Below are 25,543 nucleotides of genomic sequence, written 5' to 3'. Positions count from 1 at the left end.
CGTAATGGAAGCTTCACAAACTCTATTCTATAAATAGGCAAAGACATGCTCACATTAAGAGCCGATTACATAATCTGATAAGTAGAATTATATATTCAGGTTAAATAGGAAAGGTCGGAGGCTGATAATGAGTCAATTGAAAGGGAAAAAAATTATGGTCACCGGAGGCTCCGGTTTCTTAGGCTCGCATGTCACCCAGCTGCTTGCTAAATACGATGCAGCAGACGTTATTGTACCGAGGAGCCGGCAATATGATTTAACTAGCCAGGCCGCATGTTTGTCCGTTATTCAAGACTATAAACCGGATATCGTCATTCACTTGGCCGCAAAAGTAGGCGGGATTGGAGCCAATCGCGCAAATCCAGGTTCTTTTTTTTATGACAACCTTTCGATGGGCATCCATCTCGCAGAGGCATCGCGCCTCCATGGCGTCGAAAAGTTTGTAGCCTGCGGAACGATTTGCTCTTACCCCAAATTTGCCAATGTTCCATTCAAGGAAGAAGAGTTGTGGGACGGCTATCCTGAAGAGACAAACGCACCTTATGGCTTAGCAAAAAAAATGCTGCTCGTTCAGTCACAAGCTTATCGCAAGCAATACGGCTTTAATTCCATCTTCCTTCTACCCGTTAATCTGTATGGTCCTAGAGATAACTTTGATCTGGAAACCTCGCATGTCATTCCTGCGCTTATTCGCAAATGCTTAGAGGCGAAAGAACAGAATGCCGATTGCATTGAGGTTTGGGGCACAGGGATTGCAACAAGAGAGTTTTTATATGTGGAGGACGCTGCAACAGCTATTCTGCAAGCCGCAGAGCAGTATAATGGCGAAGAGCCTGTCAATATTGGCACAGGCCGCGAAATCTCGATTAAAGGGCTCGTTCATTTAATTGCAGAGAAAACAGGCTACACCGGAAATATACGATGGGATGAAAGCAGACCTGACGGGCAGCTGCGAAGATGCCTCGACACATCCAAAGCAGAGCAGCTATTCTCCTTCAAAGCGAAGACGGATTTGCCGGAAGGGTTAGAGAAAACCGTGAAATGGTATATCGATCAGCAATAAATACGGTCATAAAACAAAAGCCACAGCGACTATCCATAGTCGCTGTGGCTTTTGTTTTTATGATGCCCGCTTCTTTCCTTTTATTGCGCTCCCTTTTTTCCGTGGCTGGACACTCCCCTTACGCTTGCTCCGGCTGACAGCTCTCCTGCTTGATGCGCCTTTATTACTTTTTTTCCTTCGTATGCCGGTTGTTTTTTTTCCTAACCTTTTACGTCCGTTTCTTCTTAACGGCTTCGTTCTTCTTATGCTTGGAGCTGGTTTGGCAACTGGCAGATTAGCATGATAATAGCTTGAAACCTCAGCAAAATACGAATTCAACACATTTTCAAGGCTCTGCTGGGAATAATGGTTCGTTTCGATATTTTTTGCCCGAAGCTTTTCGAACCAGCTTGTCACCCCTTGAACAAAACCGTCTGTTGCCTGCAAACGTCTCTCGCATACATCCATATGAAGATTAAGCTCATCCTCCGTAGGCAGAAGGCCCATCTGAATCAGCTGATTGAATACAATTTTTTTCCCGATCACTTGTTGTTCCGCATTATGCTTCGCGCCTATTTGCTCACTATGAATGCGGTAATGAAGCAGAACATCAGGTATATTCGTGATACGGGTTAATTGCGCCATTCTCGTCCACAGCTCATAATCCTCCGTATGGGGACTCTGATAGTCATAATAAAGCGAGTAGCTCTTAACGACGGAGCTCCGCATCATGACCGTTGGATGATTTAGAGAGCAATAAAACAAAAGCCCTGCCTTAATGTCCTCATGATCGGTTGGATGCTTAACCCAAATATCGGTATGCATATATTTTATCGCTGTACCGCAAAGGCCGATATCCGGGTATTGATTCATAAGCTCAACCTGCCTAGCCAAACGATCAGGAAAAGCAAAATCATCACAATCCATTCTAGCAATATATTCGCCTTGAGCAAGAACAAGCCCCTTGTTCAGCGTGAAAATAAGTCCGTAGTTTGCTCCATTGCTAAAGAAACGGATTCTTGTATCTGAGTAAGAGGCAATGATTGCGGCGCTCTGATCCTTCGAGCCGTCATCAATAATTAAAAACTCAAAATCTTGAAATGTCTGATTTAAAATGCTTTCGATTGCTTCGCGCAAAAACAATTCACCGTTATAAACCGGCATCAAAACCGTTACCTTTGGCACCTTCCCGCCTCCTTCTACACACTCACTACTATACAATGAATGATAGATGCAGATGGTTTGGACAAAAGCCTTAGGGCATCTTCATCGTTCTTTCAACCATGTCGCTGTTTCAGTATAATCTCGGATGATTCGCTCGTATTTGCTGAACAATCATCGCATGCTTCTGTCCCGCATCATAGGACAACGAATGGCCATGACGCCGATATAATAACAAGGCTTCATGAATGGCAGTCCCACGCCAGCCCCGCTCGCATAACGAAATCCAGAAATCCCAATCCTCATAGCCGTGTATCATCGCTTCATTGTAACCGCCTACTGATAACCAAGCACTTTTGCGAACAAGCGAGGTGACACAAACAATATTTTCTGAGAACAAGCGGTTAAAATCAAATTCAGGCGGAATCCAAACCCACGATTGATCGCCGAAATACTCCAAGCCGACAGTCGCGAAGCCAGCCTCCGGTCTCGCTTCTAATATACGGTAAGCCTTCTCTATTAAAGTAGGCTGTATTTTATCGTCCGCATCAAGGGGCAATATATATTTCCCTCTTGCTTCGTGTATGCCAACGTTTCGTCCATACGGCAGACCGATATTCGTCTGCACATGAATGACTCTCGTTTTTGGCTTATTTAAACGATTTAATAGATCAATCATCGCTGGCTCTGTTGATCCATAATCCACGACGATTACTTCAATCTCCGAATAGGAAGAAGCTAAGCAAGAATCGATGGTTTGTTCAATAAATCTACCCTATCAAAGCACGGGATTACTATGCTGACCTTCACATTCATCGGGCAAGCTCCTTTCATTCTGGTGTAACTTTCCTGTCTGGCAGCATAAAGTAATGATACATATCCTTTGTCACCGGCAAGCTGTATTTAACCGTCAACAGCGAAAGAATCGAATGGTCGTAACGATGATCGATAAATTCCGGGAAGTTCGGCAGGACGCTGCTATTTTCAGCATTCGAAATCACTTTATAATCTTCGCAATAAAACAGCCATTCTTCTAATAGGCTTCTGCTTTTCTCATTATTGTAAAACATAAAAAATCCAGCCCAAACCTGCTCCGCTTCCCAATAACCTGAGCTGTCGCACTGCATGAGCACGAAGCTGTCTCTTTTTGTCCAGCTTGGATACAGTGCGTGTCCGCATCCGAATACAGCACTAGCGCTCCTTCTTCCATTTTCGATAAAGAGTCCAGTAAAATATACGGCTTCCAGCACCATAGGCCAAAGCCTTTCTCATGCTGCAAAATTGCTGTATTCTTACGAGCAAAAGCCTTTCCTTCGAGATCGCTTGGATGATATGAAATGACACGATCAACGCCGAATTGCAGAGCAGTCGAATTTAGTCTATCTTGATAGGATTGAAATTCCGGCGAGGCAAAGCTTACTAAATAAATCTTTTATGACCACTTCCTTCTAACCTGTGATCCATCAACGCGAGTTAGATGAATCCATGCAAAATCTTTGTTTGTACTCGGCGTCCATCTTGCATAAAAAATATTCGTATTTCGCTCCATCACCTCCTGGAACATCCTGCTCATCCCTGTATCGTAATGGGCCAAATCACTGGATGATTTTTTTAAGCCGATGTTGTTCGTTTTAATCTCAAAAATGTTAGGCGTCGTTTCATAAGCAATACTGTAATCCACTTGAACGGTCTGAAAAAATTGCTTCACCACATATTCGATTTGATCGTAGCAGCCATCGAAAATAATTCGGAGTTCAGCATTTTTATATTCGCTCACAGCACGGTGCAGCTCCGCTATTAGGGGAACAATCGTAGCTTCTTTATTGAGTACAGGCAGCGTAATGCTTATTTTTAGATATAAATTCCCGTTCAGGCAAATTAATCTTTTAATTCCCTCCACTAATGTTATTTTTGGCTTCCACTTCGGCACGGTTACCCCCTTGTTCCATGGAATCATAATTTCTCGCGGATGGTAGGGTCGTCCTCCCCAATTCACCTGTAACGGTATATCCATTATTTTTTCAATAATGCTCGCTAACTCCTTTAGTGGAATGGGCTGCTGTGAAGAAACGGAATAAACCTCGTTCTTAACTGCCCCATCATTTAGCAGCTGCTGGGCTGCGAGCATATAAGCTTCAACAACATCATCAATGTGTACAATATCAATCAGCTGCTCTCCAGGTGACATCGCAAGCGGTTTATGTTCCTTTCCAGCCTTCAGCAGCAACGAAATGGTTTTTTATTATCAAAATGCTGTGAGAAGGTTTCCGTTTTAATGAATGCATAAACGTGCTGCGACAACATCGCCTCCACTAGCTGCGTACCGAAAATAATATTGCTTGTCAGCATCTCTTCTACCTGTCTTGGCGCATAAGTAACTGTGGCCGATGTATGATGATAGCACCCTGGACATCCTCCAGTTGCTTAAGGCTCGATTCATTTCTAGCGATAATGTGCACCTTCCATTCTTCCGCCAAAAGCTTTCGCACGAGGTGTGAGCCAATAAAACCCATGGCTCCGGTGACTAAAGCGGTTAAGGCTGCACGGGAATTTTTTTCTATCATCGATCTCCCCCCCAGCTTGTTTTCCCTGCATATTCATGCCATTGCTTCAAACAAACCTGCCGAATATCTTCGTTGCCTTGATAGGCAAGCGTCCACTCAACCACCTTATTCAGCGCCTAATCAAGGGTCCATCTTGGCTTCCAGCCTAAGCGCCGCTGCGCCTTCGAGCAGTCCATCGGCTGAAAGAACCCCTCATGCTTATAAGCCATAAGCTGTCCATCATTAGCTATCTTCTGCATGCAGTCCATCTCCAGATTTGTATGATCGCCTTCAATATAATCAAGCAGCTGCGGTTCCATTACGAAAAAACCTGAATTATTCCAGCTCCCGTCGCCGTACGTCAGCATAAAAGTCTTGTTTCCTAAATATGGATGAACTCGTTTTAGCCTGCCGCCCGTCATCGTTTCTTTGCCGGTGTCGACCAGCGTGATTTTCCACGGTTCAATGGAAGATTCATGAATTGTCATTTCGTTTCGATTCGATAAATCAAAGGTCACATCCGAGTGATGCAAAAATAATGATAGAAATATTCTTTGATGAAATAACCTTTGTAGCCCAAACAAATCACAAAATTCGTAAAGCCGTAATGCGCATAGGTTTGCATGATATGCCATAGGATTGGCTTATCCCCAATGTTGATCATCGGTTTTGGCTTCATGAGCGACTCCTCGCTTATTCTAGTGCCGAACCCGCTTGCTAGAATGACCACTTTCATATTTTTATCTATCGACCGCATAGAAACATCCTCTCTTTCTCTCAAATATACTTTGCCATCTTCCTATGTTTATTTATTCGATAGTTTGTTGTTCTAGTGAATACCCAGTCTGTGAAAATTTAATAGATGCGATTAAGCAATGGAATACAGGCGCTCCTTGCCTATCAATTGCCCGTACCATGCCAAATTATCGACATAGAATACATTGAACGAGGTTTCTTGAAAATAAGGAGGGATAACGCTTGTCTCAAACCGTTGTCAAACGAAAACAAGCTGCGAATAAGCAGATGAAACGACAAACTAAAAAAATAAATCGTACGTCCGCAAATACGCGTCGCAGAGCTTCTCGCAAGGGAAAGAAGCTGCTGCGGTCAAATCGAATAAACAAACGAGCAAGAGGATGGAAGCGCGGCATCCTCGCCCGTAAAGCACCAGCTGCTCCAATAGCTCCTACTGCTCCTGCCTCTTCTCTTGTTGAACAGCCAAGCGACGGAGGGGCAGCGCCTATTTTAATACCGCTGACGGGTATTATTTTCAGCAAGGATCGAGCCCTCCAGCTGGATGCAGCCCTGCGATCGCTTTACTTGCATGCCCTGGATATTTCCAATTTTCACATGAAGGTCCTTTACAAGACATCGAGCGATTTTTATGAATCACAATATGAACGACTCAAAAACGAATACCCGATGGTGCAATTTATTAAAGAGGAGCAATTCAAAGAGCAGGTTATCGCTTCGATGGAACCCTATGCCTATGTTCTATTCATCGTGGATGATTGCTTGTTCGTTCGCGATTTCACGCTGCAGTCCGTCATGAACACATTAGCTGCGCACAACGATTTGATTGGCTTTTCCTTAAGGCTGGGACCAAACATCCGTTACTGCTATACGATGAGTGCCGAACAGTCTATTCCATGGCATCACATTATCGAGTATGGCTATCGCAAGTTTGACTGGACATCGGCGCAGTATGAATTCGGCTATCCGCTTGAAGTTTCCAGCTCGGTATACCGCACAACTAATCTTCTTTCGCATCTGAGAAACTTGGATTTCTCCAACCCCAATACGCTTGAAGGATGTATGGCAGGACGTGCGCAGGAGCTGTCTGAGGGACGCCAGTTTCTAGCATGCAGCGAAGTATCCTTAGCGTTTTGCAACCCGCTCAACGTCGTTCAAAATGTGTATGCCAACCGCGCAGGAAGCAATAAGGAATTCTCGCCGCAAGAGCTTGCTTTGCTATTTGAGAACGGTGATCGTATAAACGTAAACAAATATGCAAACTATATCCCAGCCGCATGCCACGAGCAGGTAGACATCTTTTAATCGCTGTTCCTATCATTCATCCACAAAAAAACGTAAGCAGCTCGGAAAAATCCGAACCGCTTACGTTTTTTTATGCCGCTAGCTTCTCAAAAAGCTATGGCCGCCGAAGTTGTTTTTATCGCGAATTAATATTTTCATTGGAAACGGAAGCTGCTGGCCCTCCACGTAACCATAGGATGGATTCATCACTTTAGGAGACTTGTCGATTAAATATTTATTTAAATGCGATTCGTCATGCCAAACGGCATTGATCCCATTATTCATATCTGTTCTAATATTGTCATCCAGAACACGAATGAGATTCGTATAGTGCTCCGTTCGGCCGCCGTTCAACCCACCCATAAAGTAGTAGCTTCCTGCGCCCTCCGGAATATAGGCTAAGCTTTGTTGATTTTTCTCATAATCAAGCTCGTGGCGCGCTTTATTGTAGAAGCCTGGATGCTGGACCGCAACGATGCCCTCGTGAATTGGCAATATTTCTTCTCTTACGACATCAACGAATTGCATATTGGCATTAAAGAAAAATACAAAATCACATTCCTGCTGCAGCTGATGCACCACGTTTCTAAACATCGCATATCGCAGCAGCGTATTTCCCGGCCATCCAAGATTATCCTGAGGAATCTTCAAAATGTTCGATCTCTCTTCATCAACGATGTGCTCGGCATCTGTGAATACATAATAGTTTTTCTGGTAGCCCGGCAAGAAATAAGCTTCGGAGCTCCGATAGAAGTTTTCCCAGAAAATACTGTATTTCCCTGTGCATATATAAAGAATCCCGATTCGAGATCCGGCTACGCTCGCAATTTCCGCTTCACTCGGCATTTGTGTAGTCAGATAAGGTGATGCATTTGCGCTTTCTGGCTGTGCTTGCGAGAGGACAGCACCTTGATTGGTCATATAAGACTCTTGATGCGCATCCTCAAAACCTTTCGAATGCCCTTCTCTATACCCTTGCTCATAACCCGTGTGAAACGGCCCGCTTCTTTTTCTCCCTCTTGTACCGCTCCTCAAACCCTTTTTTAATGTTTTACCGCGCCTTTTCCCTTTTTTTACACCATATTTGTTTTTGCGGCTGCTTAATTTCCCGCCGGTTTTCAACGTTTTTTTTACGCTCGTTTTTTTAATAGCTGTACTTTTTTTTCGTTTCGTCAGCATGCTGCCGTCCTCCTAAACTTGAAATTATATATTATTAGCCTTAATGATCGGAGGAGCTATAATAGGGAAGCCTTCCGAATACTGGTTTTTGTCGGCTTGCGTTAAAGGACGAACATAACGCTGCTCCAGTCCCCATGCCTTATAAGCATATTTTGTCGTCATCCGGTGCAGCTTGCCCTGTATAATCTGGTACATTTCGCCGTCCTGCGTTTTCACTAAACTGCCTTCAGCGAAATTGGTGGTGAGCGTCGATAATGCAGCTATTCTCTGCTGCAGCACTGCAATCGAAATGTCTCCTCCTATCGGCCAGTTCCATAAATCAAGCTGCGGCAATCTTACTGCATCCACATGCATTAAGTCTGAAGAACGCACGATATATCGATATCCATTTTCTACCCAATAGACATTCGAATCGGTTCCTTTAACAACGATATGGCTAGGGTAAAAGTTTGTTCCTTTTCTCTTTTCATTAGGCGATGCCGAATTCATTACCGCCTCCAGCCTTCTGATCTGATCCCAGTCGCCCCATTTTTCACGAAAAAAAGCGTTATTAAGCAAGGAAGCATCCAGAAACGAACGCATCGTCACACTGCCATAATGATGGATGAATGTATCCTCCGCAATAACTAGATCGAGACCAAGCAATTGTATCCGAAGATAAAAGTCTACATCCTCGCAGGTCCCAATGACATATCCCTCATCCATATACCCGACTCTCTGAAGCACCTCTCTGGATAAAAGCAAGCAGAAGCCCATTATGGCATTCGTTTTTCTCCATCGTACCGGGTTAATATGATTGTAATTTTGGGCAAACTGCTGCATTTCTTTCATGTTTTTGTAGCTGACATCAATCTTTTGATCATTCGACAAATAATTGGTTACCGGACCAACAAGTCCAATCGATGGGTTGCTGTTCAAGCACGACAATAAATTCGACAGCCAGTTTTTCGTCACGATCGTATCATTGTTAAGAATGAGAATCGACGTACCTTTTGCCATCATCAGGCCTTGATTGACGCCGCCGGAAAAACCTAAGTTCTCTTGAAAAATTTTATAGCGCAATCGCCCTGCCTGCGACTTTAAATAGGCAGCCGTTCCGTCCGTTGAGCCATTATCAATAATGATGATTTCGTAAGACTGCGGCGTATATTTATGAATGCTCTCTATGCAATTTCGTAAATAGTTCAACTGGTTATAGGTTGGAATAATAATGCTTGTGCCTTCAAAAGGTTGCTGATAGCTTGCTGCTCCACTCGCCCTGCCATCCCGATAACCAGCCGCATAGCTCGCTTGAAAGTTGATTCGCTTTATTTTACGGACTGCTTTTATACGCCTGCGCGGATATCGCTTGCGCATCTCGGTTCACCTCCCACGATCTTTTTTAGCTATCATGATGGAAAGACGATTTGAAGCAGCTGGCTGAGCCGCTTCTCGTAGGTATGCTGCTCCAGCGTTTTTATAAATCCTCTTAATGCGATTTGATTTCTCTTTTGCTCGTCCTGCAGGTAATATGCAATTTTATCAGCCAGCTCATTTGGTGAAGAGTACGTTTCAAGCTCCGTTCCAGGAACATAAAAACCGCTTAAGTCCTGACGAACATCTGTAAGCTGAAAAGCTCCGGCAGCCGCAATTTCATACGTACGAGGGTTGATCGACAAGCCGGGAAGGTTGCGGCTATTTTTGTTATGCACCTTGTCGTCATGGGAACGATGAATATTGATGACAATCTTGGCGCCATTATAATAGCTCGCTGCTTCTTCTGAGCTGATCCAAGAAATGCGAATGCCTTTGCTTAGGCTTTTGTAACGCTTAAGCCTTTTCCAGAACAAACCGATAATTCTTGTATCGCGCTGTGCTAGTGCAGGAGCAATTCGATCTATCAATCTGACTCTGTTATGAAAGGCATTCCCAATAAAGCAAATATCGCTTTGATAATGAGCGGGTACATATTTTGGCTTATACACGGCTGGGTTAACTGCCAGCGGCAAATAATGAACCTGACAGCCGAGCTGCCGATAGATTGGAATAGCAGCCAGCTCATGGGTAAATAACCATTCATACTGCGGGGCAATGACCGTTGTAACATCGGTTACATAGGGCTCATCGACGAGCCATATCGCTGTTTTAACACCGATCGAACGAATGCCTTTAATTTGGTGGACTGGCACCTGAGTGCCATGCAGTACCAGCACTAAATCCGGTCTTCTCCTGCTTGCCAGATCAATAAGATTATCTGATGGAGATGCGATGATCAGCTCGCTGACCATACCTCTGAGAGCATCCGTAACCGCCTGATCCATATCTGGAAAAGGGCCTCTTAATCCCGCGCGAACATATAATACTCGCAGAGATCGAAGCAGGCTTGCGGACCGCGGTATTTTCTGAATTAACGCCTCACAGGTACCCACATGGTAACCATGCTTCCAGCCAGATTCGCGTCCCGCATCCCACTCGCTTGCTGCTGAAATGTTTATTTTCCGTTTCTGCTTCAGAAGTATCTCACCTCTTTCTGTAACGAATACTCTCTATACATTTCTAATTAGTGCCTGCTCCAATAAATCTATGCTTCGATCCCATTCCCACTTCTTTACCGTCTCGCTCCCGCCAGCTCTTAGGTGTTCGCGCAGAGACTTGTCTGCTATCAAACTTTGTACTGCATTCGCTGCTGATCTAATGTCATTTGGAATGACCAAACTATTATAATGATTGACCAGATATTCATCCGTCCCCGTTACATCAGCAACGACTGGAACTCCTCCGCAAGCCATCATCTCAAGTGGAGGATAGAGGAAACTTTCAACCCTGCTCATTTTGAGCAAAATATCACAGCTAGAGTAAATATGCTTCATCGTTTCATAGGATACACTCTCAAAGAAACGGTCACAGCGCCAAGATGCAGCGGGACGCCCCGACGAGCTGACACACCAAACCTCACAGTTCAAATCTCGCACTGCCGCAAAAGCATCGCTCATTCCTTTGTAAGGAACGTTAATAGGGCCCTCCAGCAATACTCTAACCTTGTTGCCTTTTGGTGCAAGCGGCTCTGCCTCATACATAAGTGAGGTATCGAGTCCGTTAGGGATATAGATCGCTTGCTTATTAAACGTACGCTGCAGCCAGCGCTGCAGCCAGCCTGCCATCGTCAGAAACGTAAAATCATTCGTTTTGTACGTTTGATAGGCCAGCTTCGATTGCTCCGACGATGGCGAATAAAATCTGGATTCATCCGATTGAATGAAATAAAAGCGTTTCTTCGCTTCTATTCTTCTTGCAGCGCCGAGTGTAGCCCAAAAGGTCGCAATCACAATATCACGATCCGCAGGAGCGCGGGATTCTGTGACGATGGGCACCTCAACAGGATGCCAGCTAACCTGCGTATTTCCATCCAGGGAAACTAAAACGACATCATAACCGCGCTGCTTCAATCGGTTGGCATGCTGAAGAATAACCGCTACACCACCGGAAATGGAGCATCCTGGGATGACGTATGCAATTTTCGGCTTACAGACACCGCCTACTACAGCAATCCAGCGGCCAYCACGATAGCCGTCTTTCCATCCAGCTTTGTAGCCTTCTGACTGGCTGCTTATCGATCCTGCCCGCCAATCTTTCCTTCCATTTTTGACCAAGCGGCTTTTTCTACCAATTCTCCTTTTTGGCTTCAGCATCATCTTAGGTCGGACCTTAAGATTTTTGAATTTCATAATCTTTTTTCCTCCCTTTTATCTGTAATGGCGGTATAATTGGTGACTCTATGCATTCAACCCTATCTCATAGTATGTTTGATCCTTTTTACCGCCACGGCGTCTGTTACCATGAAGTTTCATCACTCCTAGTCGTTGCAAAAAAATAGACTGGGACACAGGTAATGTCGCAGTCTAGCTGGCCTACTATTCTGTTTTCTCATCCGCTAGACGCAATCCCGCTTCCTGCAGCGAAGTGAACGTACCCGCGTCATGCCACCACCCTTTCAAGATGCTGTGCTTGAGCGCCCCCCTCGCCGCATAAAAGTTGTTTACATCGGTAATTTCAAGCTCCCCTCTCCCCGAAGGGCGCAGTGTCTTAATTACATTAAAAACATCAGCGTTGTACATATAAATACCTGTTACACAATAATTAGATCCGGGATTCGAAGGTTTCTCCTCAATGGATACAATACGCCCGCCTTCCATTCTCGGAACGCCAAATCTTTCTGGATCAGCTACTCTCTTAAGTAATACCTTCGCCTCTTCCGATGATGCTTCAAAAGAAACCATATATTCAGATAATGAATCCTCGAACAAATTGTCTCCTAGCAGAACGACAAATTTTTCATCCGCAGATACGAACCCAGCTGCCAAAGCCAATGCCTCGGCAACACCGCCAAACTGATCTTGCACTCTAAAAACGAGATTAACGCCCCATTCGTGGCCGCTCCCCAAAAAATCAACATACAAGCCTGCTGATTGTTTTCCTATAACGAGCAAAATATCTCTAATCCCTGCATCCGCCAGCTTTTTAATCGCATAATATATCATAGGATGCTTTCCGACTGGCAATAGATGCTTGTTCATAAATTTCGTTAGCGGATAAAGTCTCGTGCCTGACCCGCCAGCCAGTATAACGCCTTTCATCCAGCAGTCCACCTCCCCTCACTCTACTGAAACTCCCTTATAAGTATATGAATTTAAAAGATTTAAGAGTGGATGGATAACCACATGCGCTAAGATTTGGACGATGTTGATCAAAAATCATAACGATAAAGGGGCTTGTACGGTTGCCTTTTTTAAGATGGACAAGCTTCAAATCTATATTTTATTAATAAACTAGATTTAGAGAGACATTCAAAACTAGAGGTGATGCAATTGATTCGAAAAGCGATCATTCCTGCCGCAGGCTATGGAATTCGCAATTTACCCATAACCAAGGCTATACCCAAAGAATTGTTTCCCATTGGAAACAGACCCGCAATCGACTATGTAGTTAAAGAAGCAGTCGATGCAGGAATTACCGACATTTTAATTATATTATCTCGCAATAAGACAGAAATTATGAACTATTTTGACCGTTCGATGGAGCTGGAGGCTCATTTGCGTATGATTCACAAAGAAAGCATGCTGCCTATCATTGCTCCCGCCAAAGTCAATATTCAATATATTCGACAATATGAAGCACTAGGTCTAGGTCATGCCGTTTCGCTTGGACAATCATTTGCTGCAAACGAGCCCTTTGCTGTTATGCTGCCGGATCAAATAAACCTGCATCAAAACTCTTTACTCCTACCATTGATTCGAAACTACGAGAAGCACAGAACCAATGTCATTGGACTGCAATCGGTTGACCCCAAGCTGTTGTCCCAATACGGCGTGGCGTCTGCTGTTCAAGTTCAGCGCCGAATTTACGAGGTCGCTTCCATAGTAGAGAAGCCGGCATATGATCCTCCGTCCCAGCTAGCGGTCATGGGCAGATATATTGTTGAACCTGGTATTTTCGAATTATTAAAAACAACGAAACCCGGAATAGGCGGAGAGATTCAATTAACCGATGCTTTAAATCAGATGGGCATGACACGCAAAGCGATCGGATATGTATACAAGGAACGCTGGTACGATACGAGCATCGAGCATGACTACTTGAAAATTCAACAACGTGCATACCAGCTCCATAAAAAACTGAAGCAATAAAGTAAAAATAAGGATAGGCCGCTGCCATCCTTATTTTTGTTTGCTGGTCTGATTGACTATGCTTCGGTATGGCTTCGTCTGCGCAATCTTTTTGGCACGAAGCAATCGAATCGTTTTTTTGGTAACCTTCCATGTATGCATTTTTTGATTGGATCTTCTAATTGCTGCAAAATGGCTGGGACTTGTGAAAGCCAGCTTATAGCCTTTTTTGATGCTGTCCTTCTGAAACCTCATATCCGTTCCCTTTCGAAGATGTTTGAAAGAAACGTCCGGATACAGCTTTTTTTTAAACAGCATCGTCGCTCCTGCTACTCTATTTTTACTAGGCATCGTTGCAAGCATCAGCCTTGAAGAATGCTTAAAGTACATATAAAACTTATTTTTCCCTATCAGATCCGCTTCCGTCTTTTCAAGTCGCAGCATCGCCTCAGTCAAATAATTCGGAGCGTAATAATCATCATCGTCGAATTTGGCTATAATCTCATATTGGGCTTTGCTAATGCCGTAATTTAAACACTTCCCAAGCGACCATTTGGCCGGCAGCTTGTATATCGATACATTTCCAAAGCTGCTGGCCTGTTTTTTGTAAAGTTCAATGTTCATGCCATCGTTATTGAGCAGCACGATCATCTCCTTCACCCTCCACTGCTGACGCTTGAAGTTAGTGAATAGATTTTGCATAAAGAGGGGTTTATTCGTTGCTGTAATTATGGTTACACCTGAGGTCATCCTCCCCTGACCGGAAAAATGCTCCTTTTCCATGCCGGCTGCATCGTGCCTCCTTACTCGGTCATAAACGGCTAGTGATACTCTCATGATCCGCCGCCTCCGAGCGTGACGATTCTTGATTTGCCCGTAATCCCTTTGACTACATTTCGGGTATCATATACAAACGGAGCATGCTCCAAAACAAGTTCCAGCGGCAAAGAAGTATGATCGGTAGCAATGATAACGCAATCTGTATTTGAAAGTGTTTCTGCGCTTAGCGCCAAGCTAACAAGCTTATGCTCACCAACTTGCAGCGATGGTACGTATGGATCATGGTAAACTACATCCGCACCTTTTAGATGAAGACTTTGAATCAAACCAATAGCCGCTGATTCCCTGTAATCAGCTATATCTGGCTTATAGGCTACTCCATATATCATAATTCTCGTTTCCGAGAGCGGTTTAGGCGCCAAATAATGTTCAAGCTGCTGTGTAATATATAGCGGCATTCCATCATTAATTGTATTTGAAATGTGAATAAAATCAGAAGTAATGCCATGCTGCTTCAGCTTCCATGCTAAATACGAGGGATCCACCGGAATACAGTGACCGCCAATTCCAGGCCCGGGATAAAACGTGTTGTATCCAAACGGCTTCGTACTGGCTGCCTCTATAATTTCCCAGACATTCAAATGGATTGCATCGCATATTAAAGCCATTTCATTAATGAAAAAAATATCCTGATCCTTTATTTCGTTTATATAGCTTTTTCCAGATTGAATCGACGCTACTTTTCTTCTATCCAAATCAATTCCAACAACGTTAAACCCCTTACGAACAAAAAGCAGAGCAAGTAGCAGACCCACATAACCAAGCCCCACAATAGCTACCGTACTCTGCATTTCAATCGCGTTATGATTATGCAAATCGCTCATATTCTAATCTCTCGCCTTCTCTCTAGTAATTTTTAATCAGCTTAGATAGTATATGAAACAACTTATTAACAGTTTGGACAGTTTGGATACAAAATGCAGCCACCTTGATTACAACCCAATTTTCCGCTTCCCTTGCATTCGCCTTATGCCTTCCTTTCAAATGCCGCATATGCTATCGATAATCTGCAGCAAGTAAATGCTTCGAGAGGGGTAACGATATGGCTGGAAAATACCGCAAGCGCAGCAGACATTTTGACGTCATTATGATGTCTGACTTTAGATTGCCGGGTGGAACAACCTCATCCAACATAGAAGAAATGAAAGCTCAAAAAAGAGCAGGCTTAACAACAGGGCTGATTCACATGTCCGGCCAGCCAAGAAGCAAAACCAGTACAATTAACCCCAAAATCAAGCGTATGGTCGATGGGCGGAGCATTCGAATGCTGAATACAACTGCCAGAGCTACCTGTAATACTCTAATTATTAGACATCCCCGAATTCTTCATGTAAGAAGAAGATATAAACCGAACGTATCGGCAAAGAGAATACACGTCATCGTCAATCAAACCCCAAGAAAGGATTATGGCAGATACGGCCGGTTAGTTTATAACATTAGTCGCTGCGAACAGCGGGTCAAACAATTTTTCGGAAAATCCAGTACATGGCATCCAATCGGCCCTCAAGTAAGAAAAACGCTTTTTAAGCACCATGCAGGTGATTTGAAGAACATTAAATTGGCTTCTGCAGATTGGGTCAACATCATTAATACGAGGGAATGGAGACGGAAAAACCGTCCTTCTCACAGAGGCGTGATCAAAATAGGCAGACACTCCAGAGATGCTTATGTGAAATGGCCTTCCAATCGAGCAGATCTTCTAAAAATTTATCCCGCTTCATCAAAATATGAAATACACATTCTTGGCGGTGCTAGAACACCGCGTCGGATATTAGGAAAGCTGCCTCAAAACTGGCATGTGCTTGGATTTGGAAAACGCTCGCCAAAGTCTTTTTTGGCAGGACTCGACGTCTTTGTTTACTATACGCATCCCAATTGTGTCGAAGCATTTGGCCGAGTTATTTTTGAGGCGATGGCTGCTGGCGTGCCGGTTATTCTTCCGCCAAGCTACAAGGAGCTTTTTGGTGAAGCCGCCATTTATGCTGAACCYTCCAATGTAACGAATGAAATCGATCGGTTGATGTCAAGCTCCGAACTTTACGAGAGGCAAGTGAGAAGAGCGATTCAATATGTTGAAGCAAACTTTGGTTACACGAAGCATCGTGCAAGATTAAATAAATAAGAATGCAAAAAAATGCACCTAGGCTAACGGGTGCATTTTTTTCATTTCATTTGAGGCATATCTCAATACGAACGACGACGTTTTTTACGGATAGACTTCCTTAGCTTGCGCCGAGCTCTTCTCTTCTTAACCATCATGTTTCGATGCTTTATCCGATCTGGTTCGTCCGCGTAAAACGGAATCGGTTGATCCATCTCATCCGTACTGAACGCTTCTGAATGAAAGTACCCATTTGAAAGCAAAAATGGATTTTCAACTTCAGAATTGTCATAGTAATGCATGCGAAACTTACCTCTCGTTTGATCTGCAATCACTTCTCCGCTAGTGAAGTGACTATAGCTCCAGGTTGAGCTCGCCGCTGTATTTCGTTCTACTTCTATCCATTCATTTTTATATTTTTCGATTAGTTCTCCGTATAGCTGCCCCTTCTCATGCTCGATCCATGAAATCGCTAGCTCAAAATTATTGGATATTCGAATGGAGCGCAGTGGTTTATTACCAATGGAATACGTTTGAGGGGCTGTTTTTGATATATCCCATCTCTCCATAAGGTTGCTGTGAGAGACCTGATAACCCGCATCACGCAAGGAAAAGACACCATCAAAGAGTGTGTGCGATTGATCCAGCCATCCTTGATCAATAAAATTATGGATCGCCTGATCATAATAACAATTATTTTCACTAAGCTTGAGCCAGCATTTCAGGAAGCTTTCCGTAACAGAATGACGTTTAAAGCTCATAAAGCTTGAATCATAGATCCCGTTTTTCCTAACATCCGTCAACCAGTCCAAATCCAGAAACTCAGGATCAATGACTTTTCCAATCAAAGTAATAGGATGCTGATTAAAACCGTCTGCAAGCTCTTCAAATGGCGAAATGACCCATGTATCCGCATCCAAGTAATGGATAGTTATCTCATTTGTATACTTTTTGTATATATAGTTCACCAATAAAGCCTTGCAAGCCCGCTGTGCTTCTTGAAGAGTGTACTGGAAAAAAAACTTTTTCATATTGGAATATGCATCCATATCTTTCATGAGCACGACCTCATCAAAACAAGGACAGCCAACAGCGGCATTAGGCATAGTTTCCTCCATCACACCAATGATAACCTTGCCATTAGGAATATGTTTCTTAATGGATTTGGCCATCATTATCGCTTTGGCTGTATGCTCTGCATGTATAACCGTACCAAAAATCATAATGCCTCTCCCAATCTAGCTATAACTAGTCTATTATCATTCATGGCAGTACGACCATCTCCTCTCCTGTCATATCCTATGATTGCCTTGTTTCATAGGAAACCCTAGTATACGTCTAAATATAGGGTGAAGATTATCTGATAGTTTTACCCATTGCCATTCCAAAATAAAAACGGCTCAGAGATTGAAACCCTCCAGCCGTTTCTGTATTTTCATTACGATTACCTGCCCTTTAGTCGTAAATCATGCGCCTATCTTTGATACTTTTGCTCTTCATCTTATTTTCTATAGGCTGCGCTGGAAAAATTCGTTCGACCATCGCATTAAATTCTGCAATATAGCCTTGTATAGGATGCCCAAGCTTCACATCATTCATATACGCATTCATCCGCCCAACAAAATCAGGATTAGCTGACACATATACATGTTCAATGCTCGGATTTAATTGCTTCACTTTACTCGCAATTTGTTCCTTTACTTGCGCCGTAAGCATATGGTTTCCTGTAGACAGGGTGCTCATGCGCCGACTAATCTCCACGCCCTCATTCCCCATATAACCACTATTTGTGCGACTTAGCATTTTGGATTCAACCTTAGGCTGAATCTCATCTAATGAAACAGCAACGTATGCATTATGGTCGGTTATCATCACATATGAAGATTTGACTACACCTAAATCTGTGATTTCCTTAGCCATTTTTTCATTCATTTGCATTCTATAATTTTTATGCGAGCCGATGACGTTATTGCTGTTTAGCCTGCGTCCATTTACTCGATTCTTCTCATTCATTTGGTCATCGGCGAATCGTTTATTTTTTAATAAATTTCCATTTGCATCATAACGGATACTGTTCGAGCGGATGTCTTTATTTCCAAGCTCACCGTGATTTTCCATGCAGCCTGCCAGCATTGTGCTTAGCAACACACCTGCAGACAAAGCAACGATTTGTTTGCGCATTTAGCCATCCTCCAACTTGTTTTGTTTAGGCACCTGACCCTTCCTTAGCGTTCGCCTTTTCGGGACTCGCTATTCATTGCATTGACAAAGCAAAAGGGATGAAGTAAATTAGTATCAGATACTAGTACTTGGTACTAATTTGAGAGGAAGTGTACATTGTATGGACAAAATAAAACCATCTGCCATTCAATCGAATGCCGTCATTACCGCGATAGGCACTTACGTTCCTGAACGGATTTTAACAAACACAGATATGGAGAAGCTTGTGGAGACGAGCGATGAATGGATCATGCAGCGAACCGGCATCAAGGAGCGTCATATCGCCTCAGACAGTCAGTTCACCAGCGATCTATGCTTTGAAGCTGTTCATAATATGATTGAACGCTACGGCGTAAGCGTGACTGATGTTGACTACATTATCGTGGCTACTTCTACCCCAGATGCCGTCTTCCCAAGCGTAGCTTCTCAGGTGCAGTCGCACTTCAACATCAGCCATGCAGGTGCAGCTGATATTCAAGCAGCCTGTGCTGGTTTTGCCGCTGCCATTCAATTAGCGAATGGCTTGTTGTTATCTGGAGCGCATCGCAAAATTTTAGTGCTTGGCGCAGAAACGTTATCCAAAATTACGGACTATACAGACCGTACGACCTGTATTTTGTTTGGCGACGGGGCTGGCGCAATTCTTATGGAAGCTTCGCATGACAGACATGGCGATATCGAAGCAGTATATACCAAAACAGATGGTGCTCGTGGTCATCTGCTTTATCGCAGCAGTTTAGCATCCGCAATTGGTGAGCATGATATACAAACGAACGGTTTAATCGTGCAAAATGGCCGGGAGGTATATCGCTGGGCGGTTAGTCACGTAGCTGAAGGTGTTCAGCAGCTATTAGAGAAGAGTGGATATACACCGGTAGAAATCAATTGGTTTATTCCTCATAGTGCTAATATGCGAATTATAGAATCGCTTTGCGAAAGAACAGGCTTCTCACTTGAACAAACCTTATCGAGTATAAAACAATATGGCAACACATCCGCTGCATCCATTCCGCTTGCCCTAGACGAGGCTGTGAAATCCGGCTTCGTTAAGCCTGGACATCTATTGCTCCTATACGGCTTTGGAGGCGGATTAACTCAAGCTGGCGTCGTTCTTCGCTGGTCCTTCTAGAACATGCTAAACAGCCCTATACTCCATCGATTACATTCCGCTTGGAACCGATGGTGTAGAGGGCTGTTTTTCTACAGCCATTTAGGGTTGACTCTCGTATGCTGCTTGATGTCCATCTTCAAAACCCGTTGCAAACCCTGTGTTATAGCCATCATTAAAGGTTTGCCCAAGTCCAGCTCGTTCGGTTTCCTTATGGGCAAATCGTTTCCTCGGTACTTGTTTTCTACGTTGTAGTGTTTTTTTGCTTGTCGTATTTCTTCTTGCTGTCCGTTTGCGAGGGCTTCGTGCACTTTCACTTTTCCGTGTTTTGCTCTTATTGTTCAACAATCCCCTCTCCCCCTGACCAATAAACGCCATAAATAGGCAGYTCAGGCTGTAGCCATGGCTTCGTTGGATTACCCTTCCGTTTTACCCGTCTATGCCAAGCAAGGCTTGTTACCGATTCAGCAATCGTTTCCTGTAGTTCGGTAAGCGATCTTACATTGTCCCGGAGGAGCTTAACTGTTCCTTGTGAAGCATCAGACACATCAGCGATACTTTCTAATATACGGGCAAGCGCGCCTTGGCTTCTAGCAAGCGAGGCTAAAAAAGCCGCTCTTGCCTCACGTTCAGATCCCAAGGTCTCCATCAGTTTTTGTCACCAAAGGTGAAGCCCTTGCCGAGTGAAGACAATGAATCACCATAGCTCTCTGACATTTCTTCCTCTTGCTGCAGCACGGCCTTCATAATAGACACGATCCCTTGATTAAGCTTCGCGATTCCATCGATCATCTCAATCACCTGATCATGCATTTGAATAGACTGGCCTAGCTGCGTTTGGTGCGAGTTAAAGGTTTTGGTATGCACATGATTACATATCCAGCCTCGCATCTTCTCTGCCTCAGCCGCTTTGGCTTCCAGCATAATTGCTATATTCCATTGCATATTAGCTGTTGAGCTAAGCATTCGCATATAGGCTTGATCACGATCCATTGCAAGCTAGACCTCCTTATTTGCTCTCTATTCTTCCCCGTCTGCTTCCTTCAGCTCACGGATGACATAAGTAAGCTGAGCAGCAATCGTTTCTTGAAAATCTGCGATACTATTCAAATATGCAACGATATTCTGACCCACTGCTTGCGTATTTTCCAGAATGCCAGATAAACCTCCTAAATTCGGATGCTCGTCTGGAAGCGCCTGCACGATCTCGGATAAGCGAACCGTTACATGCCGTTCTGCTTCTAGCATTCGTGCCATTTGTACATTGCCGTGAGACATATGCTGCATAATTTCCGTAATTGTAGCTTGCATCGTACTTTCCCTCCTTGCTCCTACATCATATGCGTGCTCCGCAGCAGTGGATACTTCCCTTTTGTTACAATGCTTGACGAAGCGTAATCGGTGCGATCAAGGGCAAGCCATCGGGAATCATACGAAGCTCTGCTTCGGAAAGCTTCTCTTTATGCCCAAGCTGCAAACCCCAGCCATCGGCAGCAAGGCGACTCATAATAATACGTTTCTTGCCATTCTCAATATAGAAGCTGCTTCCGTTCTCACTTCCATAAATGCTGCCATTTTGGAGTTCGTTGCTATCACCGTAACATAGCGAGCCTTTTCGTGAAATGACTACATCCACCTCGATAGGCTCCCCGATCGGCCAACGACACAAGTCAAGCTGAGATACGCGTTTAACTGGCTGCTCCCATAAGCCATGAATGGGCCGTCTAACGCTGTCTTCTATCCAATAATTTGTTTCTCCAAAACCTTTTACGACCATTTGCTGCGGATAAAACACCGACTCCCCAAGCTTCGGTCTAATGCCCGCTTCCCATTCAGGAAGCTTGGCTTGACGTTCAAAGTCAGTTCCCTCTCGGTCCAAAAACTTCTCATCCAAGTGGCTCCATTTGTTCATAAAATAATGCTTGGAATCAAGGGCCTCGGACTCTTTCGCATTATACTCCGCCAGCTCCTTATCATTTCGTTCGGCATGAATGTAGGCGTCGCGCGCGTAAACCAATGAATATCCTTGCAATCTCACTCGCAAGCCATAATCTTCTGCTTCAAACGGCGACTCTTGGCAGCCTTCATCGAGAAAGCCCACTTTCTCCAGCAGCTCGCGCCGAAAGAGCAGGCATCTGCTTGCTAACCGCTCTGTTTGATGCCATTTTGATGAATCACTAGCATTATTTAATCTCGCAAGTTCATGCATATCTTCCATATCAACATAATGAAATTCCATTTTTTGTTTGCCAGTCAGACCGATAGAGACAGGGCCTACCATTCCGATGCCAGCATCGCTATTCAAGCATACTAATAGATTGTCGAGCCAATTTTCAGTCGGTCGCATGCCATTGTTTAGCAGCAAAATAGTCGTCCCTTTAGCCATCATTAAACCTTTATTTGCAGCACCTGTGAAGCCTGCCGATTTTGCTAAAATACGATACCGCACTTGGCCGTCTAGTTGTCTTAAATAATGCTCGATACCGTCTGAAGATCCATTATCTATAACGATGATTTCATAAGGCAAATCGGTATGATCCATAATGCCTTCGATACATGCTTTTACCGATTCAACCTCATTATGACTGGGAATAATTATGCTTGTTCCTTCGAAACAAGAATCATAGCTTTCAATGCCGGCTTTCAATCCTTCCTCATAGCCTTCACTCATACCCAGCCTATATCTCTCTACTCTTTTTTCCGCTGTATTGCGCAAACTAACATTGTTTTTGAGACGTCGGACCGGTCTTTTTTTGCGTCTCATCGATAACCTCTCCAATCCGTCATTTGATCTTTTTTACTTCAACATCATATAGTATGTTTTGAAGAGATATCTGCAACGGCAAGTGTACTGCTAATCAAGGAATGAGTATAAAATGCTGCGACAACAAAATGCTAGAGTTGTCTTAAAATTTTGTATAAAAAGAGACTGCCTTTGGTGTTTTACACCTACAGGCAATCTCCTTTTCAATTCATCTTATCCTTTACCGATAGCAATCCAGTTGAGATGGCCAACTGGCTCTTGACTGATGCGTGTACGAATGATGAGAATAACTGCATGATCCGCAGCTTTCGAATGAGCTACAGCGTAGCAAGCCGGGTTGTCAGTCGTTACGGTTAGCACGTAATAATTATCCACGAACGGCTCATCAAATGGAATGATAAGCTCTACTTGTTCTGCTTGCGCAGCAAAGCTGTAAGGCGCAAGCCCAAATTGCTGCTTTACAATGCCTTGGCTTTCGTTAGTAATTACAGGTGTAAATTGCAGTGCTGAAAGACTAATGGATTGCTCTTGAATATGCCTTCCAGTAATTGATCCATCTGCAATCTGCTCTACTTGATTTGCAGCTGAACCCTCTACATTGCTCAGCAGTAATCCAGGTGCCAACAAATCTGCGGTAATGCTTCCCGGAACAATTTGTTCCGTTCCTACGCTGCCAAGAGCGAGCTTCGCTGAAGTTACGCTTCCATCCGCCAGCTGTTCCGATCCTATGCTGCCAAACGCTAGCTTCGTCGTCGTCACGCTTCCGTCCGTCAGCTGCTCCGATCCTACGCTTCCAATTCCCAGCTTCGTCGTTGTCACACTTCCGTCCGTCAGGTGCTCCGATCCTACGATGCCAAACGCTAGCTTCGTTGTTGTCACGCTTCCGTCCGTCAGCTGTTCCGCACCTACACTGCCAAACGCCAGCTTCGTCGTTGTCACGCTTCCGTCCGCCAGCTGTTCCGCACCTACACTGCCTAATGCTAGCTTCGTCGTTGTCACACTTCCGTCTGTCAGGTGCTCCGATCCTACGATGCCAAACGCTAGCTTCGTTGTTGTCACGCTTCCGTCCGTCAGCTGTTCCGCACCTACACTGCCAAACGCCAGCTTCGTCGTTGTCACGCTTCCGTCCGTCAGCTGTTCCGTACCTACGCTGCCAATTCCCAGCTTCGTCGTTGTCACGCTTCCGTCCATTAAGTGCTCTGAACCTATGCTATCATACGCCAGTTTCGATGAAGTTACGCTTCCACCCATCAGCTGTTCTGAATCAACACTGCCATAAGCCAGCTTCGATGTAGTCACGCTTCCGTCTGCCAACTGTTCTGAACTTACGCTTCCATGCGTAAGCTTCGCTGATGTCACACTTCTATCCGTCAGTTGTTCTGAACCTACGCTTCCATACGCCAGCTTTGTTGATGTCACACTTCTATCCGTCAGTTGTTCTGAACCAATGCTTCCATTCGCCAGCTTTGCGGATGTCACGCTTCCGTCCATCAGCTGTTCCAAACCTACGCTGTCAAATGCTAGCTTGGTCGTCGTCACGCTTCTGTCTATCAAGTGCTCTGAACCTACACTGTCATATGCCAATTTTGATGATGTTACACTTCCGCCCATCAGCTGTTCTGAATCTACGCTTCCATACGCAAGCTTCGCTGTCGTCACACTGCCATCCGTCAGCTGTTCCGCATTTACACTGCCAAATGCCAGCTTCGTTGATGTCACACTTCCGTCCATCAGCTGATTCGGACCTACGCTGCCTAGCGCCAGTTTCTCTGTTGTCACACTTCCGTCAGTCAGCTGTTCTGATCCAACGCTTCCATACGTAAGCTTCGCTGATGTCACACTTCTATCCGTCAGTTGTTCTGAACCAACGCTTCCATAAGCAAGTTTCGCTGATGTCACACTTCTATCCATCAGTTGTTCTAAACCAATGCTTCCATACGACAGCTTCGATGTTGTCACACTGCCATCTGCCAGTTGCTCCGAACCTATGCTTTCATACGCCAGCTTCGATGTCGTCACACTGCCGTCCGCCAGCTGTTCCGAATTTACACTGCCAAATGCCAGCTTCGTTGATGTCACACTTCCGTCCAACAGCTGATTCGAGCCTACGCTGCCAAACGCCAGTTTCTCTGTTGTCACACTTCCGTCAGAAAGCTGTTCTGATCCAACGCTTCCAAACGCTAGTTTCCATGCAGTCACGCTTCCATCCATTAACTGCTCCGAGCCTATGCTCTCTAACGCGATCTTTGTTGTAGTTACACTTCCATCTGACAACTGATCTGTACCTACGCTGCCTAGCTCAAGCTTCGATGTCGTCACACTGCCATCCGACAACTGATCCGTCCCCACACTGCCAAGCACCAACTTCGTCGTCGTCACACTGCCATTCGACAACTGATCCGAGCCTACACTGCCTAGTACCAGCTTGGATGTCGTCACACTGCAATCCGCCAACTGATCCGTACCCACGCTGCCAAGTACCAACTTCGTCGTCGTCACACTGCCATTCGACAACTGATCCGAGCCTACACTGCCTAGTACCAGCTTCGATTTTGTTACACTGCCATCCGCCATCTGATCCGTACCTACACTGCGCAGCTCCAGCTTCGATTTCGTTACACTACCATCCGCCAACTGATCCGAGCCTACACTGCCTAGTACCAGCTTGGATGTCGTCACACTGCCATCCGACAACTGATTTGAGCCTACACTGCCTAGTACCAGCTTCGATGTTGTCACACTGCCATCCGACAACTGATCCGCACTCACACTGCCAAGTACCAGCTTCGATGTCGTCACACTACTATCCAACAACTGATCCGTACCCACGCTGCCACGTACCAACTTCGTCGTCGTCACACTGCCATCCGACAACTGATCCGAGCCTACACTGCCTAGGACCAGCT

General features: G+C 44.6%; 25 protein-coding genes and 1 pseudogene. 5 read left to right on the top strand and 21 right to left on the bottom strand.

Features of this window, described 5'->3' with window-relative positions:
- Window positions 1-127 precede the first annotated feature (127 nt).
- Window positions 128-1,063 carry a GDP-L-fucose synthase family protein gene (locus tag AB4Z17_RS08475; RefSeq protein WP_441959233.1) on the top strand — a complete coding sequence of 312 codons (936 nt, stop codon included), beginning with the start codon at window positions 128-130 and terminating at the stop codon, window positions 1,061-1,063.
- 57 nt (window positions 1,064-1,120) lie between these two features.
- Here the strand turns inward: AB4Z17_RS08475 and AB4Z17_RS08470 are convergent, their stop codons facing one another.
- From AB4Z17_RS08470 to AB4Z17_RS08445, 6 genes and pseudogenes are all read right to left on the bottom strand, one after another.
- Window positions 1,121-2,227: a glycosyltransferase family 2 protein gene (locus AB4Z17_RS08470; protein WP_441909211.1), complete on the bottom strand. Its 1,107-nt coding sequence runs from the start codon at window positions 2,225-2,227 to the stop codon at window positions 1,121-1,123.
- A gap of 109 nt (window positions 2,228-2,336) precedes the next feature.
- Window positions 2,337-2,969 (bottom strand): glycosyltransferase family A protein, encoded by a 633-nt coding sequence (locus AB4Z17_RS08465; protein ID WP_441959279.1) that lies wholly within the window; start codon window positions 2,967-2,969, stop codon window positions 2,337-2,339.
- Between the two features lie 64 nt (window positions 2,970-3,033).
- Entirely contained in the window at window positions 3,034-3,456 is a 423-nt protein-coding gene (locus AB4Z17_RS08460) for a hypothetical protein (RefSeq protein WP_441959232.1), read from the bottom strand.
- Window positions 3,457-3,635: 179 nt separating this feature from the next.
- Window positions 3,636-4,430: an NAD-dependent epimerase/dehydratase family protein gene (locus AB4Z17_RS08455; protein WP_441959230.1), complete on the bottom strand. Its 795-nt coding sequence runs from the start codon at window positions 4,428-4,430 to the stop codon at window positions 3,636-3,638.
- Between the two features lie 127 nt (window positions 4,431-4,557).
- Window positions 4,558-4,767 (bottom strand): GDP-mannose 4,6-dehydratase, encoded by a 210-nt coding sequence (locus AB4Z17_RS08450; RefSeq protein ID WP_441959229.1) that lies wholly within the window; start codon window positions 4,765-4,767, stop codon window positions 4,558-4,560.
- A gap of 116 nt (window positions 4,768-4,883) precedes the next feature.
- Window positions 4,884-5,482 (bottom strand): annotated as a pseudogene (locus AB4Z17_RS08445) (sugar phosphate nucleotidyltransferase).
- Between the two features lie 242 nt (window positions 5,483-5,724).
- Here AB4Z17_RS08445 and AB4Z17_RS08440 point away from each other — a divergent pair.
- Window positions 5,725-6,804: a hypothetical protein gene (locus AB4Z17_RS08440; RefSeq protein WP_441959228.1), complete on the top strand. Its 1,080-nt coding sequence runs from the start codon at window positions 5,725-5,727 to the stop codon at window positions 6,802-6,804.
- Window positions 6,805-6,882: 78 nt separating this feature from the next.
- Here the strand turns inward: AB4Z17_RS08440 and AB4Z17_RS08435 are convergent, their stop codons facing one another.
- The 5 genes from AB4Z17_RS08435 to AB4Z17_RS08415 form a co-directional block, all read right to left on the bottom strand.
- Window positions 6,883-7,962: a family 6 glucosyltransferase gene (locus AB4Z17_RS08435; protein ID WP_441959227.1), complete on the bottom strand. Its 1,080-nt coding sequence runs from the start codon at window positions 7,960-7,962 to the stop codon at window positions 6,883-6,885.
- Between the two features lie 24 nt (window positions 7,963-7,986).
- Window positions 7,987-9,318 carry a glycosyltransferase family 2 protein gene (locus AB4Z17_RS08430; protein WP_441959226.1) on the bottom strand — a complete coding sequence of 444 codons (1,332 nt, stop codon included), beginning with the start codon at window positions 9,316-9,318 and terminating at the stop codon, window positions 7,987-7,989.
- 32 nt (window positions 9,319-9,350) lie between these two features.
- A complete protein-coding gene (locus tag AB4Z17_RS08425) occupies window positions 9,351-10,262 on the bottom strand; it encodes a CgeB family protein (RefSeq protein ID WP_441959224.1) in 912 nt (303 codons plus the stop codon).
- Between the two features lie 225 nt (window positions 10,263-10,487).
- A complete protein-coding gene (locus AB4Z17_RS08420) occupies window positions 10,488-11,666 on the bottom strand; it encodes a glycosyltransferase family 4 protein (RefSeq protein ID WP_441959222.1) in 1,179 nt (392 codons plus the stop codon).
- Window positions 11,667-11,852: 186 nt separating this feature from the next.
- A complete protein-coding gene (locus tag AB4Z17_RS08415) occupies window positions 11,853-12,575 on the bottom strand; it encodes a sugar phosphate nucleotidyltransferase (protein WP_441959221.1) in 723 nt (240 codons plus the stop codon).
- Window positions 12,576-12,806: 231 nt separating this feature from the next.
- Here AB4Z17_RS08415 and AB4Z17_RS08410 point away from each other — a divergent pair, with 231 nt between their 5' ends.
- Window positions 12,807-13,625: a UTP--glucose-1-phosphate uridylyltransferase gene (locus AB4Z17_RS08410; RefSeq protein ID WP_441909198.1), complete on the top strand. Its 819-nt coding sequence runs from the start codon at window positions 12,807-12,809 to the stop codon at window positions 13,623-13,625.
- A 30-nt stretch (window positions 13,626-13,655) separates the two neighbouring features.
- On the opposite strand, the gene AB4Z17_RS08405 is transcribed toward AB4Z17_RS08410, so the two are convergent.
- Window positions 13,656-14,441 (bottom strand): glycosyltransferase, encoded by a 786-nt coding sequence (locus AB4Z17_RS08405; protein ID WP_441909197.1) that lies wholly within the window; start codon window positions 14,439-14,441, stop codon window positions 13,656-13,658.
- Entirely contained in the window at window positions 14,438-15,268 is an 831-nt protein-coding gene (locus tag AB4Z17_RS08400; RefSeq protein ID WP_441959219.1) for a nucleotide sugar dehydrogenase, read from the bottom strand. The genes AB4Z17_RS08405 and AB4Z17_RS08400 overlap by 4 nt, the downstream gene beginning before the upstream one ends.
- A 218-nt stretch (window positions 15,269-15,486) precedes the next feature.
- On the opposite strand from AB4Z17_RS08400, the gene AB4Z17_RS08395 reads away from it, so the two are divergent.
- Window positions 15,487-16,566: a glycosyltransferase gene (locus tag AB4Z17_RS08395; RefSeq protein ID WP_441909193.1), complete on the top strand. Its 1,080-nt coding sequence runs from the start codon at window positions 15,487-15,489 to the stop codon at window positions 16,564-16,566.
- Window positions 16,567-16,628: 62 nt separating this feature from the next.
- On the opposite strand, the gene AB4Z17_RS08390 is transcribed toward AB4Z17_RS08395, so the two are convergent.
- Both AB4Z17_RS08390 and AB4Z17_RS08385 read right to left on the bottom strand, forming a co-directional pair.
- A complete protein-coding gene (locus AB4Z17_RS08390) occupies window positions 16,629-17,768 on the bottom strand; it encodes a hypothetical protein (RefSeq protein WP_441959217.1) in 1,140 nt (379 codons plus the stop codon).
- A 232-nt stretch (window positions 17,769-18,000) separates the two neighbouring features.
- Window positions 18,001-18,726 (bottom strand): YhcN/YlaJ family sporulation lipoprotein, encoded by a 726-nt coding sequence (locus AB4Z17_RS08385; RefSeq protein WP_441909190.1) that lies wholly within the window; start codon window positions 18,724-18,726, stop codon window positions 18,001-18,003.
- A 160-nt stretch (window positions 18,727-18,886) separates the two neighbouring features.
- Between AB4Z17_RS08385 and AB4Z17_RS08380 the strand changes: the two genes are divergently transcribed.
- On the top strand, window positions 18,887-19,894 hold the full coding sequence (locus AB4Z17_RS08380; RefSeq protein WP_441959215.1) for a ketoacyl-ACP synthase III: 1,008 nt from the start codon (window positions 18,887-18,889) through the stop codon (window positions 19,892-19,894).
- An 81-nt stretch (window positions 19,895-19,975) separates the two neighbouring features.
- Here AB4Z17_RS08380 and AB4Z17_RS08375 read toward each other — a convergent pair whose 3' ends face one another.
- The 6 genes from AB4Z17_RS08375 to AB4Z17_RS08350 form a co-directional block, all read right to left on the bottom strand.
- Window positions 19,976-20,221 (bottom strand): hypothetical protein, encoded by a 246-nt coding sequence (locus tag AB4Z17_RS08375; RefSeq protein WP_441886803.1) that lies wholly within the window; start codon window positions 20,219-20,221, stop codon window positions 19,976-19,978.
- The gene (locus tag AB4Z17_RS08370) at window positions 20,208-20,513 is read right to left on the bottom strand and encodes a hypothetical protein (protein WP_441959214.1); all 306 of its coding nucleotides are present in this window, start codon (window positions 20,511-20,513) and stop codon (window positions 20,208-20,210) included. The genes AB4Z17_RS08375 and AB4Z17_RS08370 overlap by 14 nt, the downstream gene beginning before the upstream one ends.
- A gap of 8 nt (window positions 20,514-20,521) precedes the next feature.
- A complete protein-coding gene (locus AB4Z17_RS08365) occupies window positions 20,522-20,866 on the bottom strand; it encodes a restriction endonuclease subunit S (protein WP_441909184.1) in 345 nt (114 codons plus the stop codon).
- Between the two features lie 27 nt (window positions 20,867-20,893).
- Window positions 20,894-21,184, bottom strand: a complete 291-nt coding sequence (locus AB4Z17_RS08360; RefSeq protein WP_441909183.1) for a nucleoside-diphosphate sugar epimerase — start codon at window positions 21,182-21,184, stop codon at window positions 20,894-20,896.
- Window positions 21,185-21,248: 64 nt separating this feature from the next.
- Window positions 21,249-22,637, bottom strand: coding sequence for a glycosyltransferase family 2 protein (locus AB4Z17_RS08355; protein ID WP_441959212.1), 1,389 nt, complete (start codon window positions 22,635-22,637; stop codon window positions 21,249-21,251).
- Between the two features lie 213 nt (window positions 22,638-22,850).
- On the bottom strand, window positions 22,851-25,543 hold a 2,693-nt coding region (locus AB4Z17_RS08350; RefSeq protein WP_441959210.1), incomplete at its 5' end, for a WIAG-tail domain.

Origin of the sequence: Paenibacillus sp. TAF43_2 (assembly GCF_052113545.1) — a bacterium.
GTDB lineage: Bacteria > Bacillota > Bacilli > Paenibacillales > Paenibacillaceae > Pristimantibacillus.
This window is presented reverse-complemented; position numbering and strand designations above follow the sequence as displayed.